This window comes from Chitinilyticum litopenaei DSM 21440 (assembly GCF_000428145.1).
In the GTDB taxonomy this organism is placed as follows: domain Bacteria; phylum Pseudomonadota; class Gammaproteobacteria; order Burkholderiales; family Chitinibacteraceae; genus Chitinilyticum; species Chitinilyticum litopenaei.
Window position 1 is genome coordinate 1 of the sequence record NZ_ATZJ01000007.1, and the last position, 14,569, is coordinate 14,569.

The window sequence follows — 14,569 nt, forward strand, 5'->3', positions numbered from 1 at the left end:
CGCAGGTGCGGGAGTGGCTGGCCAAAAATCCGCGCATCCATCTGCACTTCACTCCGACCAGTGCGTCCTGGCTGAATCTGGTCGAGCGTTTTTTTCGCGACCTGACCGATGACCAGCTGCGCCGGGGTGTGTTTCGCAGCGTCGGGGAGCTGGAGGAAACCATTGCGCGCTACCTTGAGCAGCGCAACGCCACCCCCAAGCCTTACCGCTGGACCGCGACGTCATCTGCGATATTGGAAAAGGTTGCGAAAGCTAAAGATTCGTTGCGCTCAGAGCACTAGTGCATCAGGATCGTGGCGGAAATCCACGCCTGCAGACCGCGCTGCCCGATGGCGCCGGGTGCCGACGGCGAATGCCAACCCCAGATCAACCAATAGGGTATTGCCATGCAGCCATTGCCAATAAATGGCTGCATGGCAATACCCATGCATGTTTTCTGGCGGGCAAGATTGTTCAGCCCAACCCGCAACAGCAGCACTAAGCCACCAAAATCTGCGATGCGGCCCACCGGGCCTGCTTCTGCTGATTTGTCTTTCCTCTGTGTCTCGGTGCCTCTGTCCTTGCAGGTTTCAAGCTGCGGCCTTGCTGCTGCCGGGCGTCGAGCACGGTCGGCGTGTTCATTCAGCCATGCTCGCGCAGCAGGTGCCGGCGCGTGCGGTGCAGCCCCCAGGCGACGCCGCCGGCGACCAGCGGAATCAGCAGGGCGCTGGTCAGCTCGACGTTCAGGTGCAGGCCACCGGCCTTCAGGCCCTTGAGCGCGTAGCCGAGCAGGCCCAGCAGGTAGTAGCTGATCGCGGCGACCGACAGGCCCTCCACCGTTTCCTGCAGGCGCAATTGCAGGGCGGTGCGGCGTTCCATCGAACCCAGCAGCTGCTGGTTCTGCTGCTCCAGGCCGATGTCCACCCGCGTGCGCAGCAGCGCCGTGGCGCGGCTGACGCGCTCGGCCAGCTCGCGCTGGCGCTGCGCGATTACGCCGCAGTATTCCAGCGCCGGCGTGAGGCGGCGGGCGACAAACTGGCCGAAGGGTTGCAGGCCCTGGATCCGCGACTCGCGCAGCTCGGCCAGCCGGCGCTCGACAATGTCCTGGTAGCTGCGCGCGGCGGTGAAACGCGTGTCGGTGCGCGACAGCGCGCTTTCGATGCGCGCGGCCAGTTGCGTGAGGCGATCGAGCAGCGGCGCTTCGTCTTCCTGGCGGGCCTTCGGCATCGCGCCGGTCAGCTCGGCGAGTTCGCGCTCGGCCGCGTCAAGCTCGGGGGCGATGTTCTTTGCCAGCGGCGGCGCCAGCATGGCGAGCTGGCGATAGCCGTCGATGTCGAACAGGCGCTGCAGCATGCGCCCGGCCTGGCGGCGGCCCATCATGCGGTCGGCCAGCACATAGCGCGAGAAGCCGTCGGCATGGATCACCGCATCGCTGTAGGCCACGCCGGCGCCGTCGCCGATGTCGGCGCCGAGCAGCTCGTTGCCGGCAAAAAAGCGCTCGGCCAGCCGCGGAACGCTGACCGGCACCGTCGCATACGGCAGCACCAGCGCGTGCGCGGCGACCAGCACATTGCCCGGCAGTTGCGCCAGCCATTCGGGCGGCAGCAGCGCCAGCGCGGGCTCGGCAAAATCGCCGCGCGCATCCAGTTGCGCGGCGGGCAGGGCGGCGCTGACGGTGATCGACGAAAACTCGGCGTGGCGCGTCCACAGCAGCTGGCCAAAGGGCAGCTCCAGCAGCACATGGCTGACCGGCGTGCGCGGAGCGGCCAGGCGGTGGTGCAGCGCCAGTTCGGCGATCAGCCATTGCTCCTGCACGGCGCTGACATTGCGGTTGAGCCAGGCAATGTGGCTCACGCGCCCCGGTGTGGGCACCATGGTGTAGGGGTGGGCCAGCGCGTCGCTGGCGATGGTGCGGCGCTGCGGGTGATCGTGCAGCGTCAGCGCGAAGGCCGGGGTCGGGCGGGTGATGGTGCTGTCCATGGCGTCGTCTCCTTGTGGGATGGAGCAGGGTGGCAGCGGGTGGCTGCCCGGCTTTCCCAGCATGCGCCGTGCCTGTGACAATTCCATGCTGCCCCAAGCGCGGACCATGGTGGCCAGCGGGATGGGAGTTCATGATGAATGGCATGGGTATGTTGCTGCAGCCAATTAGCATAAATGGCTGCATGGCAATACCTGGCACTGTAATTCAGTCTGGGCAGGGCGGTTCCTTGCTGTAGCAAAGCGTATCGCCGTGTACGCTGTTGTGCGGCGCACAATAATGGCGCAAGAGGGCTCCCTGCGCAGCAGCCCTTGCCCGCAAGCAGGGCAGACGCATGCATAATGCGCACTCGATTTCACTGCGAGCCGCCCGCCATGACCGACCCCGTTTTCCCCGCCCTCAGCCTCAATGAATCGCGCGTACTGGGCGTGCTGATCGAGAAACAGCACACGGTGCCCGACACCTATCCGCTGACGCTCAACAGCCTTGTGGCCGGCTGCAACCAGAAAAGCAGCCGCGACCCGGTGCTGGAACTCGGCGACGCCGACGTGCTGGCCGCGCTGGAAACGCTGCGCGAGCGGCAGATGGTGAACGAAGTGTTCGGCAATCGCGCCAAGCGCTACGAACACACGCTGGGCCGCGCGCTGCAGCTGCCCAGCCAGTCGGTGGCACTGCTGGCCGTGCTGATGCTGCGCGGCCCGCAAACCGCCGGCGAATTGCGGCTCAATTGCGAGCGCCTGCACCGCTTTTCCGACATTTCCGCCGCCGAGGGCTTTCTGGAAGAGCTGGCCGAGCGCGAGCAGGGCGCGCTGACGGTGAAGCTGCCGCGCCAGCCGGGCGCGCGCGAGGTGCGCTGGGCGCATCTGCTGTGCGGCGAGGTCGACGTGTCCGCGCCCGCTGCGGCTGGCACGCGGGGCGATAGCGCTGAAATCAGCGAGCTGCGCGCCGAAGTGGAAGCGCTGCGCGCCGAGGTCGCCGAGCTGCGCGAGCTGGTGCTGGCGCGTTCCTGAAGCTGGCGCGGCCTGATTTTCCGTCTGGGTAGCGCTTGGCAAAGATCAGCCGGCTGGCCTGACCTGGCGCCTGTTGAGCAAAAAATCTAGTCACTTTGTACTAATTCCTTAACTCGTCCGACTAACTGTCATGCTTGCCGGAAACACTTAGACTGGCGCAGTGAGGAAAAACCCCATGACAACAACCGCCAGCCCTGCTCCAACCCTGACCGACCGCTTCGGCCGCAGCGTGCGCTACCTGCGCGTGTCGGTCACCGACCGCTGCGACCTGCGCTGCAGCTACTGCCTGCCCCGCGGCTTTGACGGCTACGCGGAGCCCGCGGACTGGCTCACTTTTGCCGAAGTCGAGCGCGTGGTCGCCGCCTTTGCCCGCCTTGGCGTATCGCGCGTGCGCCTGACCGGCGGCGAGCCGCTGCTGCGGCGCAATCTGGTTGATCTGGTCGGCAAACTGTCAGCCATTGATGGTGTCCGCGACCTTTCCCTGTCCACCAACGCCACGCAGCTGGGCAAGCACGCGCAGGCGCTGAAAGCGGCTGGCCTGGCGCGCATCAATGTCAGCCTCGATTCGCTGGACAAGGCCTGCCTGAATTCGGTCACCGGGCGCGACAGCTTCGACGCCATCATGGCCGGCATCATGGCCGGCAAGGATGCCGGTTTCAGCCCGATCAAGCTCAATATGGTCGCCATGCGCGGCGTGAACGATCACGAGATCGAGCGCATGGCGCAGTTCTGCCTCAATGAAGGCTTCATCCTGCGGCTGATCGAAACCATGCCGGTCGGCGACACCGGCCGCAATGCGCATTACCTGCCGATTGACGAAGTCCGTCCGCAGCTCATCGAGCGCTTCGGTCTGGAACCCTGTGCGCAGGAACTGGGCGGTGGCCCGGCGCGCTATTGGCAAACCGCAGACGGGCGCGGGCAGATCGGCTTCATCACGCCCATCTCGCAGCACTTCTGCGCGACCTGCAACCGCGTGCGCTTGTCGGTCGACGGCACGCTCTACCTGTGTCTGGGGCAGGAGGAAAAATACGAACTGCGCCCGCTGCTGCGTGCAGGCTGTTCCGATGCCGAGCTGGAGGCCGCGATCCGCGCCGCCATCGAACTGAAGCCGGAACGGCACGAATTCCGCGAGCAGCCGGCCAAGATCGTGCGCTTCATGTCGCAGACGGGGGGCTGAGGCGTGACTAAAAAATTGAACCACAGAGGCACAGAGGAGGGCATTTTTGAAGTCTTTCTCTGTGCACCTCTGTGTCTCTGTGGTGAAAGGCTTTGAATGATGAAGGTGCTGGGCATCTGCGGCTGGTCGGGCTCGGGCAAGACGACGCTGATCGAGAAGCTGCTGCCTGTCCTGATGGGTATGGACCTGCGGGTCAATGTCATCAAGCATTCCCACCATATACCCGCGATGGAGCCACCAACCAAGGACAGCGCGCGCTTTCGCGAGGCCGGCGCGCAGGAGGTCATGCTCGCCACGCCCTGGGGCTTTGTGCTGAGCCACCCGCTGCGCGAAGCACCCGAACCCGCGCTGGCTGATTTGCTGGCGCGCCTTGCTCCTGCTGACCTGACGCTGGTCGAAGGTTTCAAGCGCGAAGCCATCCCGCGCCTGGAAGTCTGGCGCGCGGCCAACGGCAAACCGCTGCTGGCCACCGACGATCACGGCATAGTGGCCGTGGCCAGCGACAGCAGACCTGCTGACTCTGATGTCCATCGCCGGAGTTCAGACGGCGATTCCTGCGACAGCCAGCCAGCACCTGCCTTACCATGGCTTGACCTGAATGACATTCCTGCGCTGGCGGCGTTTATCGTCAGCCACCTTAAACTCGATACCCACTGACCATGCTTGATTTCGATACCGCACTGGCCCGGCTGCTGGCCGCCGCCCGTTCCCCTTCCCGCAGCGAAAGCGTTGCGCTGGCCGCCGCCGATGGCCGCGTGCTGGCGGCCGACGTGATCGCGCCGCTGGCCGTGCCCGGCTTCGACAACAGCGCGATGGACGGCTACGCCTTCCATGTCGCCGACTTTACCGCAGCACCGGCCACTTTCCCGGTGGTCGCGCGCATTGCCGCCGGCGACGATCCGCAGCCGTTGCCGCCTGGCTGTGCCGCGCGCATCTTCACCGGTGCGCCGATACCTACTGGGTGTAATGCGGTGGAGATGCAGGAAAATTGTGAGCTGCAGGGCGATACCCTGCAGATCGCCAGGCCCTTGCGTGCCGGCCAGCACATCCGCCGTGCCGGTGAGGACATTGCGCAAGGTGCCATCGTGCTGGCGCGCGGCGAGCGGCTCGACCCCGCGGCGCTGGCGCTGCTGGCGTCCATCGGCATTGCCGAAGTCAGCGTGTACGCGCCGCTCAAGGTCGCGCTCATCAATACCGGCGACGAGCTGGTCGAGCCGGGCCAGCCGCTGGCGGCCGGCCAGATCTACAACAGCAACCGCTACGCGCTCACCGGGCTCTTGCAGCGCTTGGGCTGCGAGCTGACCGTCGCCGGGCTGGTCGCCGACGATTTCGGCCGCACCCGCGACGAGCTGGCGCGGCTGGCTGCCAGCCACGACGTGGTGATCAGCACCGGTGGCGTGTCGGTAGGCGAGGAAGACCATGTGAAGGCGGCCGTGCAGGCGCTGGGCGAGCTGAATGTATGGAAAATCGCCATCAAGCCGGGCAAGCCCTTTGCTTATGGAAACATCGCCGACGCCGATTTCATCGGCCTGCCCGGCAATCCGGTGTCGGCCTTCGTGACTTTTCTGCTGCTGGTGCGGCCCTTCCTGCTGGCACGCAGCGGCGCGGGCAAGATCGCGCCGCAGGCCTGGCAGCTGCCGGCCGGTTTTGCCTGGACGAAGGCGGGCGATCGCCGCGAATTCCTGCGCGTGAAGCTGGGCGACGATGGCCGGCTGGTGCTCTATCCCAATCAGGGCTCGGGCGTGATGACCTCGCTGGCGTGGGCCGATGGCCTGGTGGACCTGCCGGCCGGACAGACCATTGCCGAAAATGCCCCGGTGCGCTTTCTGCCGCTGTCGGGGCTGCTTTGAAACGTGAACCACAGAGGCACAGAGGCACAGAGGCACAGAGGCACAGAGGCACAGAGGCACAGAGGCACAGAGGCACAGAGGCACAGAGGCACAGAGCAGACAAAGCGGGCAGTGGCTGTTCCGCTTTTTCTCTGTAGTGAAATTTGGGAACGGTGAACATGGCTGAAATGACTGTCCGCGTGCTGTACTTCGCCCGTTTGCGCGATGTGCTGCGCACGAGTGAGGAAGAACTGGCCTTGCCCGAGGGGGCGACGCTGGCCGATCTGGTCGCGCTGCTGATTGCGCGCGGTGGCGACTGGGCGGCGGAATTCGGCGGCGCGCGCGTGTTTCGCGCGGCGATCAACCAGGACATGGCGCGGCTGGCGGACGTGCTTCCGGCCAATGCCGAAGTGGCGCTGTTTCCGCCGGTCACCGGCGGCTGAGGGGCGCACCATGGACGTAACGATCCGCGTGCAGGAGGCTGATTTTTCGCTGGCCGACGAGTATGCATTGCTGGCCGGCAGGCCCGAAGTCGGCGCGGTGGTCGCCTTTGTCGGGCTGGTGCGCGACGTCCCCGGCCGGCTCGCCGGCATGACGCTGGAACACTACCCTGGCATGACGGAGAAACAGCTGGGAAAAATCGTGGCGCAAGCTGGCGAGCGCTGGCCGCTCTCCGCCGTGACGGTGATCCACCGCGTCGGCGAATTGAAACTGTCCGACCAGATCGTGCTGCTGCTGACCGCCAGTGCGCACCGCGACGCGGCCTATGCCGCCAGCCAGTTCATCATGGACTGGCTGAAGAATGACGCACCGTTCTGGAAGAAGGAAACGACGGGCGAGGGCGCTGCCTGGGTCGAAGCCAAGGACAGCGACGCCAAGGCGCTGGCGCGCTGGCAGCAAGGGCAATGAACGCGCTTGCTTGGCAGGGTGTTTCAAGCAAAACCCGAATGAATCACAGAAACACAGCAGAGGCAAAACCATGGGAAATGCCGAGGATTGCCCCGCTTTTCCCCGTGATCTCTGCACCTCTGTGCTTCAAACGGTTTTTGGTGTTTGCATGAGCTGTTTTCAGACAAGGTGAGTGCATGCCCGCAAACGCAATGACAAACGCGGTGTCTCCCGCAAGCACTTCCCCGCAGACAGCGGCGGGAGCAAGCCGCATCGCCGCGGTGATTCTCGCAGGCGGGCAGGGACGCCGCATGGGCGGGGTGGACAAGGGACTGCAGTTGCTCGCTGCTCGCCCGCTGGTTGTCCATGTGCTGGCGCAATTGCATGCGCAAAGCCGCGTGCCGGACGAAATCTGCATTTCCGCCAACCGCAATCCGGATGACTATGCCGCGCTGGGGCTGCCGGTGCTGCGCGACAACTGGCCGGGCTTTCCGGGGCCGCTGGCCGGCATCGAGGCGGCGCTGACGGCGACCGACGCCGATTACCTGCTGGTGATTCCCTGCGATGTACCCGTCTTGCCGACCGAGCTGCTGGCCAGGCTGGAAGCCGCGTGCGCGGGCGGCGCGCCCTGCGCCCATGCATCCAGCAGAGGCCGCGCGCATCCGGCGATCTGCCTTGTTTCGCGCGGCTTGCTGCCGGACTTGCGCGCGCGGCTGGCGCGCGGCGATTTGCGCTTGATGCGCTGGCTGGCAGACAACGGGGGTATGCCCGTAGAATTCAACGACGCAATGTTTCCCAACCTGAATACCCCGGAGGATATCCAGAACATGAGTGCTCAAGATCAGGCGTCCGGGTTCACCCATTTCAACGCCGAAGGCCAGGCGCACATGGTGAATGTGGGCGGCAAGACGCCGACACAGCGTGTGGCACGCGCGGCCGGGCGCATTGTCATGCTGCCTGCAACACTGGCGAAGATCGCCGCCGGTTCGCACCGGAAGGGTGACGTGCTCGGCATCGCGCGCATTGCCGCCATCATGGGTGCCAAGCGCACCGCCGATCTGGTGCCCTTGTGTCACCCGCTGCCGCTTTCCGGCGTCGAAGTCGCCTTCCGGCTCGATGAAGCCGCCAGCTGCGTGCACTGCGAAGTCACCGCGTCGACCTTTGGCGTGACCGGCGTCGAAATGGAAGCGCTCACCGCCGTGCAAGTGGCGCTGTTGACCATCTACGACATGTGCAAGGCGGTGGACAAGGGCATGGTCATGGACGGCGTACGGCTGCTGGAAAAAACCGGCGGCAAATCCGGCCACTGGCGCGCGGAGGCGGCGTGAACCTCGGCGCCGTGCTGCCGCCGGCCCGCAGCCTGTCGGCCCGGGTCACGGGCTTTCTGATGCTGACGCTGGCCATCGGCCTTTTGGCCATTGGCGCGACACTCTACCTTTCCTGGCAGCTGGAAGGCGGCGCGGCAGCGATCAATGCGGCGGGCAGCCTCAGAAAGCAGACCTACCAGCTGGGCCTGTCGATGCAGGAATACGTCGCGACGCGCGACCCGGCCCTGAAAGCGCGCATTCTCGACGAGCGTGACACCTTCACCGCCACGCTGGACCTGCTGCAGCATGGCGACCCGGCCCGCCCGCTTTACCTGCCGCAGGATGCCGAGGTGCGCCAGGTGTTCGCACGCATCCGCCAGCATTACGACGCCAGCATCGCGCGCTGGGCCAATGATGTATTGCAGGGGCGGCGCCTGCCGGGCTGGACTGACCTGCGCGCCGATTCCGACCGCTTTGTCGGCGAGGTCAACGCGCTCGTCACCCTGGTCGAGGAATACAATGCGCGGCGCACCTTCTGGCTGCGCCTCTCGCAACTGATGCTCATCGCGATGGCGGTGGCCGGTTGTACCGCGCAGATCTACCTGATGTTCCTGCTGATTTTCCGCCCGCTCGAGCGCCTGCAGGACGGCATGCAGCGCATGGCCTCGCGCGACCTCAGCGTGCGCCTGCCGGTGGAAACGCGCGATGAATTCGGCGCGCTGGCCGAGGGCTTCAACCACATGGCGGATCGCCTGGCCGAATCCTACGGCACGCTGGAAGCGCGCGTCGCCGAAAAGACCGCCGCGCTGAACGAGCAGAACCGCGAACTGTCGCTGCTGTATGGCAGCACCGTCTGGCTCAATGAAAACCATCCCGCCCAAGAGCTGTGCCGCGGCTTTATCGAGCGGCTGCGCGAATGGTTTGGCGCCGATGCCGGCAGTGTGCGCGTTCTCGACCCGGCCCAGCAAAACGCCAATCTCATGGTCGCCGATCATTTGCCCGAAGTGCTGCTGGATGCGCCGCATTGCCGCCAGATCGAGGACTGCCTGTGCGGCGCCGTCGTGCAGCAGAACAGCGCGGTGATTCACGACTTCCGCAAGGGCGTGCCGCACGGTTTCCCGCGCGATTGCGAAAAGCAGGGTTTTGACCAGGTCACCGCCTTTCCGGTGCGCGCGCGCCAGGCACAGGCTGGCCTCATGCAGACGGGCTACTTCAGCCTGTATTTCCGCGAGCCGCATCCGTTTTCAGCTCGCGAGCTGCAACTGCTTGACAGCCTGGGCAACCACCTGGGCAATGCGCTCGAAAACCTGCGACTTGCCGCCAGCGAGCGCGAGCTGGCGGTCACCCAGGAGCGCAACCTGCTCGCGCAAGGCCTGCACGACAGCATCGCGCAGGGCCTGTCCTTCCTGAACCTGCAGGTGCAGATGCTGGAAGACTGCCTAGCCAGGGACAATCTGGATGAAGCCCGCGACATCGTGCCGCTGCTGCACGCCGGCGTGCAGGAAAGCTATGACGACGTGCGCGACCTGCTGCTGAATTTCCGCAGCCGCCTGGGCGAGGGTGATCTCAATACCGCGCTGGAGGCCACTGTCGCCAAATTCCGCCGGCAGACCGGCATGAAGGTGTCGTTCACCAGCAGCGGCCACGGTGTGCCGCTGCCGCCGGATGAACAGATCCAGATCCTCTTCATCCTGCAGGAGGCGCTCTCCAACGTGCGCAAGCACGCGCTGGGCGCCGATCAGGTCACCGTCAGTTATGTCGAAGGCCCCGATCTGCAGCTCACCGTGCACGACAACGGCCCCGGCTTTGACGCAGCGCTGCTGGCCGAGCGTGCCGAACGCCATGTGGGCCTGCGCATCATGCAGGAGCGCGCCGCCCGCGTCGGCGCGACGCTGACCATCGAATCCGCCGCTGGCGTCTGCCTGCGGCTGGTGCTGCCTGAGAGCCAGCGCCACAAACCATCAAGGAACGAGCATGTCTGATACCGCCACGCCCGCTGCACCCATCCGTGTCCTGCTGATCGACGACCATACGCTGTTTCGCAGCGGCGTGAAGCTGCTGCTCTCCAAACAGGCCGACCTGCACATCGTTGGCGAAGCGGCGGACGGCACCGAGGGGCTCAAGCGCGTGCATGAACTCAAGCCCGACGTCGTGCTGCTCGACCTCAACATGCCTGGCCTCTCTGGCCTTGAGGTACTGCAGCTGATCCTGCAGGATTCGCCGGATACTGCGGTGCTGATGCTCACCGTCTCGGAGGACGCCGAAGACCTTGCCACCGCGCTGCGCAATGGCGCGCGCGGCTACCTGCTGAAGAACATTGACGCCGACTACCTGGTGAACGCCGTGCGCCGCGCGCATGACGGCGAAGCGGTGATCGCCGAGGGCATGACCGCGAAGCTGGTGCAGCAATTCCGCGCCGCCGGCGCCGCGCCGATTGCGGTGGAAAAGGACAAACTCACCCCGCGCGAGCGCGAAATCCTCGCCTGTCTGGCTCATGGCTCGAGCAACAAGGTAATCGCCCGCCAGCTCGACGTGGCCGAGAGCACGGTGAAAATCCACGTGCAGAACATCCTGAAGAAGCTCGGCCTCTCCAGTCGCGTGCAGGCGGCGGTGTATGCTGTTGAACACGGCATACAGTAAAGGCTGCATGCCAATACAAGACTGGGTATAGGTCAAATCAGCCGTGGCAAAAAAATTCCCCGATAACCCCGCCCACCCCGAACGCATCTGCTGGGGCTGTGACCGCTACTGCGCTGCAGACGACCTGCGCTGCGGCAACGGCGCCGGTCGCACGCAGCACCCGGTGGAGGTCTGGGGCGAGGACTGGGCGACGTGGGAGGCTGGTGATGTGTGTGCTGGCGAAACCGGTGAATTGGCTGGCGAAAACCATTGAACGACCTGCCTGCGTCCCGCAAGTGCTTCTGCTGATCGCGGACATTCGTCTGCGCCCCCCGACCACACTTGCGCTGCTTGGCGGCGGCAAGGGCCGGGCTTGCCGACTTAAGCGTGTGGCAAGTTTGCGCGCAGGTTAGATGAAAGCCTTGCCAAGAATGCGTGCATTGATCATGCTGAATTTTATTTCATTTAGTTCAAGTTGCGCGCAAATGCGCTTTACCGCGGGTAAGTGGGTATGAAATTACACGTGTATGACAAGGCAAAGTATCACTGTGAAGAGGTGGAAAGTTTGGGTCTGCCAGGAGAGCATGCATACCACCACACGACTTTTTTCTTGTCATGGCTTATCAAAAACGAGCTGATGAGCGCCTCTTTCTGTTCTGATGTTGAGAAGGATTTGACTGAGTACCGCGAAGGCAAGGCGAGCATCAATCAAATCTATGGCTGGTGGGATGCTTGCTTGATTTCTGACATGCTGAACATGCAGGGCAATGCCTTTGCCAAAGCTTATTTTGATTTCAGTAAAGGAGAATACCTGGATGATTACCATCAGTATTTGCAAAAAGAGCTGCCAAGCGAGTTTCATGTTGAGTACACACTAGAGAATGAAACGATCATTCATCGTGTTATCTCGGATAGATTTTCGGCTTGGAAAGAGACAAGAACCAAGAAGGCCAAGCCAATTGAATCTTGACGGCTATGCCGGGCTTCATTTAATCCGGCTAGATCGCCGGTATTTTTAATTGGTGAAAAATGCAATTACTCGTGGCAGTTTTTCTTTTTTCTTCTGTTGCCGGCTTTTCGATGGCTAAAAACCCTGAGTGCTCAGACCCCAATAATTGGGCTGCAGCGATGGCGCATATTCACCTCAAAAATGCCAAGCTAATCAGCAACGAAGCTATCGATTTTTCCAAAACCAAAGTCAAACTCATGGCATCGGAAAAACTATCAAGCGATGTGTATCGGCAGATTCATCTAGTGACTTTCGTGGAAAAGGCTGGTCATCAGATTGAGGTTATTACGAGCAATGAAGCATCCAGTAAAGAATGCTCGATGTCTCCAGTTCAGGTCTTTGTTATTTCCGAGAAGCTTGGTGGCTGAATATATCTAGCTTGCGAAATCTGAAATTTTGAGAGCAGCAAGTGCGGCCCGTGCAAGTGATGCAGTGTTTGCAAATCATAAGGTTTGTGAACGCAGGCATGAGCCGCAAACGCATTTTGTTTATTTGAAACGTGCTGTGGTGCGCAAATCCCTGCGGGTTTTGCACACCCTACGGTCCATTTTTTGCGAGTTATTCCATGCCTGATCCCGTCAAAATCGGCCTTGTTTCCACTTCCGACCGCGCCAGCCTCGGCGTGTATGAAGACAAGGGCATTCCGGCGCTGCGCGAGTGGTTGTCCGCTGCCTTGCTCAACCCCTGTGAATTCGTCGAGCGCTTGATTCCGGATGAGCAGGCCGTGATCGAGGCGACGCTGAAGGAACTAGTCGACGAGGAAGCTTGCGATCTGGTGCTGACCACCGGCGGTACCGGGCCGGCGCTGCGCGATCTCACGCCGGATGCGACTTTGGCGGTAGCCGACCGTGTGATGCCGGGTTTTGGCGAGCAGATGCGTCAGGTCAGCCTGCACTACGTTCCCACCGCGATCCTCAGCCGCCAGGTCGGCGTGATCCGTGCTCGCTGCCTGATTCTGAATCTGCCGGGTCAACCCAAGTCGATCAAGGAAACCCTGGAAGGCGTGAAGGACGGCGAGGGCAGGGTGCTGGTCAACGGCGTGTTCGCCGCCGTACCGTATTGCGTGCAGCTGCTCGAAGGCCCTTACCTGGAAACGCGCCCTGAAGTGATTGCGGCATTCCGCCCGAAAGCAGCGGTACGGGCATGAGGCCACTAGGATACCAAGCTAATCGTGTGGCCTGCCGCAGCCTGTTGCCAGGAGCATGGCCAGCATGGTTTTGTCAGGATCAACTCAACACACCGTCAAACAGGCCAGCATGCCAAGCCTGATGATCCAGGGCTGTACGTCGGATGCCGGCAAATCGACGATCACCGCTGCGCTGTGCCGCCTGCTCATGCGGCGCGGCATTGCCGTCGCGCCGTTCAAGCCGCAGAACATGGCACTCAATTCGGCGGTCAGCGCCGACGGCGGCGAGATCGGTCGCGCCCAGGCGGTGCAGGCGCAGGCCTGCGGCCTTGCCCCGCACTCCGACATGAACCCCGTCCTGCTCAAGCCGGCCGGCGCGGCGCGAGCACAGGTCATCGTGCAGGGCCGTTTGCTGGGCAATCTCGACCAGCTGGATTACCGGGACTACAAGGCCAGGACACGCGCTGCGGTATTCGAATCCTGGCGGCGGCTCGCGCGGCAGTACGACTGGGTACTGGTCGAAGGCGCCGGCAGCCCGGCCGAGGTGAACCTGCGCGCCGGCGATATTGCCAACATGGGCTTCGCCGAAGAGGCAGACTGCCCCGTGTGGCTGGTGGCCGACATTGATCGTGGCGGCGTCTTTGCCCATCTGCTGGGTACGCTGGCCTGTCTTTCCGCCAGCGAACAGGCTCGCGTGCGCGGTTTCATCATCAACCGCTTTCGCGGCGATCCGGCCCTGTTACAGGATGGGCTCGACTGGCTGGAGGCGCAGACCGGCAAGCCGGTGCTGGCTGTGGTGCCATTTGTGCAGGATCTCGACATTGCCGCCGAAGATGCCTTGCCGCGTGCGCCAGCCAGTGGCGCGGCCGATGCCGGCTTGCGCATCGTCATCGCGACCCTGCCATACATCGCCAACCACACCGATTTCGAGCCGCTGCGCCGCAATCCCGGCGTGCACTGCAGTTATGCCCGCCCGGGCCAGCCGCTGCCGCCGTGCGATCTGCTGATCCTGCCCGGCAGCAAGAACACCATCGCCGATCTGGCCAGCCTGCGCGCCTGGGGCTGGGATGCGCAGATTGCCCGCCACCTGCGTTACGGCGGCAAGCTGATCGGCATTTGTGGTGGCTACCAGATGCTGGGGGAGACCATTGCCGATCCGCAGGGTATGGAGTCCGATGTCAATATGGCAAAGGGCCTTGGCCTAATACCCATGGATACTGTACTCGCCGGCAGCAAGACGCTGCGCCAGCGCCACGGCCATTTGCTGGCGGGTGGCAGCCCGGTCAGCGGCTATGAAATCCACCTCGGGCAAAGCACGCTGAACGCCGACTGGCCACCGCTGATGGCTCTGAAAGCCGATGGTGCCGAGCCCGAGCAGCATGGCGTGCTGTCGCCCGACGGCCAGATTGCCGGCACGTATCTGCATGGGCTGTTCGATACACCGGCCGCGCTGGCCGAGTTGCTGCACTGGGCCGGCTGGCAGGGCAGTACCACTCGGCTGCCAGCCACCGCGGAGCTGCTCGAGCGCGAGCTTGATCGCCTGGCCGACACGCTCGAAGCCGCGCTTGACTGGTCCAGGGCCGCCGCAGCCGGGCTTGCGCTGCCTGCGGGGTAGGCTATCGCAGCCCTGATCTGCCCAAGTGCTTG

General features: G+C 63.7%; 17 protein-coding genes. 15 read left to right on the forward strand and 2 right to left on the reverse strand.

Features of this window, described 5'->3' with window-relative positions; translation table 11 throughout:
* A partial coding sequence (locus tag C515_RS0104450; RefSeq protein WP_043648103.1) for a transposase occupies positions 1-281 on the forward strand: 281 nt, incomplete at its 5' end.
* On the opposite strand, the gene C515_RS0104455 is transcribed toward C515_RS0104450, so the two are convergent.
* A complete protein-coding gene (locus C515_RS0104455; RefSeq protein ID WP_028454560.1) occupies positions 278-508 on the reverse strand; it encodes a hypothetical protein in 231 nt (76 codons plus the stop codon). The two genes, C515_RS0104450 and C515_RS0104455, sit on opposite strands and share 4 nt — an antisense overlap.
* Before the next feature lie 113 nt (positions 509-621).
* Positions 622-1,959: a DUF3422 family protein gene (locus C515_RS0104460; protein WP_051304625.1), complete on the reverse strand. Its 1,338-nt coding sequence runs from the start codon at positions 1,957-1,959 to the stop codon at positions 622-624.
* 372 nt (positions 1,960-2,331) lie between these two features.
* Here C515_RS0104460 and C515_RS0104470 point away from each other — a divergent pair, with 372 nt between their 5' ends.
* The 14 genes from C515_RS0104470 to C515_RS0104535 all read left to right on the forward strand — a co-directional run bounded on the left by C515_RS0104470 (position 2,332) and on the right by C515_RS0104535 (position 14,537).
* Positions 2,332-2,967, forward strand: coding sequence for a YceH family protein (locus C515_RS0104470; RefSeq protein ID WP_028454562.1), 636 nt, complete (start codon positions 2,332-2,334; stop codon positions 2,965-2,967).
* A gap of 175 nt (positions 2,968-3,142) precedes the next feature.
* Positions 3,143-4,144 (forward strand): GTP 3',8-cyclase MoaA, encoded by a 1,002-nt coding sequence (gene moaA / locus C515_RS0104475; protein ID WP_028454563.1) that lies wholly within the window; start codon positions 3,143-3,145, stop codon positions 4,142-4,144.
* Between the two features lie 96 nt (positions 4,145-4,240).
* A complete protein-coding gene (mobB, locus tag C515_RS0104480) occupies positions 4,241-4,801 on the forward strand; it encodes a molybdopterin-guanine dinucleotide biosynthesis protein B (protein ID WP_028454564.1) in 561 nt (186 codons plus the stop codon).
* Positions 4,802-4,803: 2 nt separating this feature from the next.
* A complete protein-coding gene (locus C515_RS0104485) occupies positions 4,804-5,994 on the forward strand; it encodes a molybdopterin molybdotransferase MoeA (RefSeq protein WP_028454565.1) in 1,191 nt (396 codons plus the stop codon).
* A gap of 158 nt (positions 5,995-6,152) precedes the next feature.
* A complete protein-coding gene (locus C515_RS0104490) occupies positions 6,153-6,416 on the forward strand; it encodes a MoaD/ThiS family protein (protein ID WP_245574984.1) in 264 nt (87 codons plus the stop codon).
* 10 nt (positions 6,417-6,426) lie between these two features.
* Positions 6,427-6,882: a molybdopterin synthase catalytic subunit MoaE gene (gene moaE, locus C515_RS0104495; protein ID WP_028454567.1), complete on the forward strand. Its 456-nt coding sequence runs from the start codon at positions 6,427-6,429 to the stop codon at positions 6,880-6,882.
* A 176-nt stretch (positions 6,883-7,058) separates the two neighbouring features.
* A complete protein-coding gene (gene mobA, locus C515_RS24980) occupies positions 7,059-8,189 on the forward strand; it encodes a molybdenum cofactor guanylyltransferase MobA (protein ID WP_081686743.1) in 1,131 nt (376 codons plus the stop codon).
* Positions 8,186-10,150, forward strand: a complete 1,965-nt coding sequence (locus tag C515_RS19475) for a type IV pili methyl-accepting chemotaxis transducer N-terminal domain-containing protein (protein WP_043648106.1) — start codon at positions 8,186-8,188, stop codon at positions 10,148-10,150. The genes mobA and C515_RS19475 overlap by 4 nt, the downstream gene beginning before the upstream one ends.
* Positions 10,143-10,808: a response regulator gene (locus tag C515_RS0104510; RefSeq protein WP_028454569.1), complete on the forward strand. Its 666-nt coding sequence runs from the start codon at positions 10,143-10,145 to the stop codon at positions 10,806-10,808. The genes C515_RS19475 and C515_RS0104510 overlap by 8 nt, the downstream gene beginning before the upstream one ends.
* A 43-nt stretch (positions 10,809-10,851) precedes the next feature.
* Complete coding sequence (locus tag C515_RS22960; RefSeq protein ID WP_028454570.1) at positions 10,852-11,061, forward strand: DUF3079 domain-containing protein; 210 nt, start codon at positions 10,852-10,854, stop codon at positions 11,059-11,061.
* A 237-nt stretch (positions 11,062-11,298) separates the two neighbouring features.
* Complete coding sequence (locus C515_RS0104520; protein WP_043648118.1) at positions 11,299-11,757, forward strand: DUF7832 domain-containing protein; 459 nt, start codon at positions 11,299-11,301, stop codon at positions 11,755-11,757.
* A gap of 71 nt (positions 11,758-11,828) precedes the next feature.
* Positions 11,829-12,164: a hypothetical protein gene (locus C515_RS0104525; protein ID WP_211233975.1), complete on the forward strand. Its 336-nt coding sequence runs from the start codon at positions 11,829-11,831 to the stop codon at positions 12,162-12,164.
* Between the two features lie 197 nt (positions 12,165-12,361).
* Positions 12,362-12,943 (forward strand): molybdopterin adenylyltransferase, encoded by a 582-nt coding sequence (gene mog, locus C515_RS0104530; protein ID WP_028454573.1) that lies wholly within the window; start codon positions 12,362-12,364, stop codon positions 12,941-12,943.
* Between the two features lie 109 nt (positions 12,944-13,052).
* Entirely contained in the window at positions 13,053-14,537 is a 1,485-nt protein-coding gene (locus tag C515_RS0104535) for a cobyric acid synthase (RefSeq protein ID WP_028454574.1), read from the forward strand.
* Positions 14,538-14,569 lie beyond the last annotated feature (32 nt).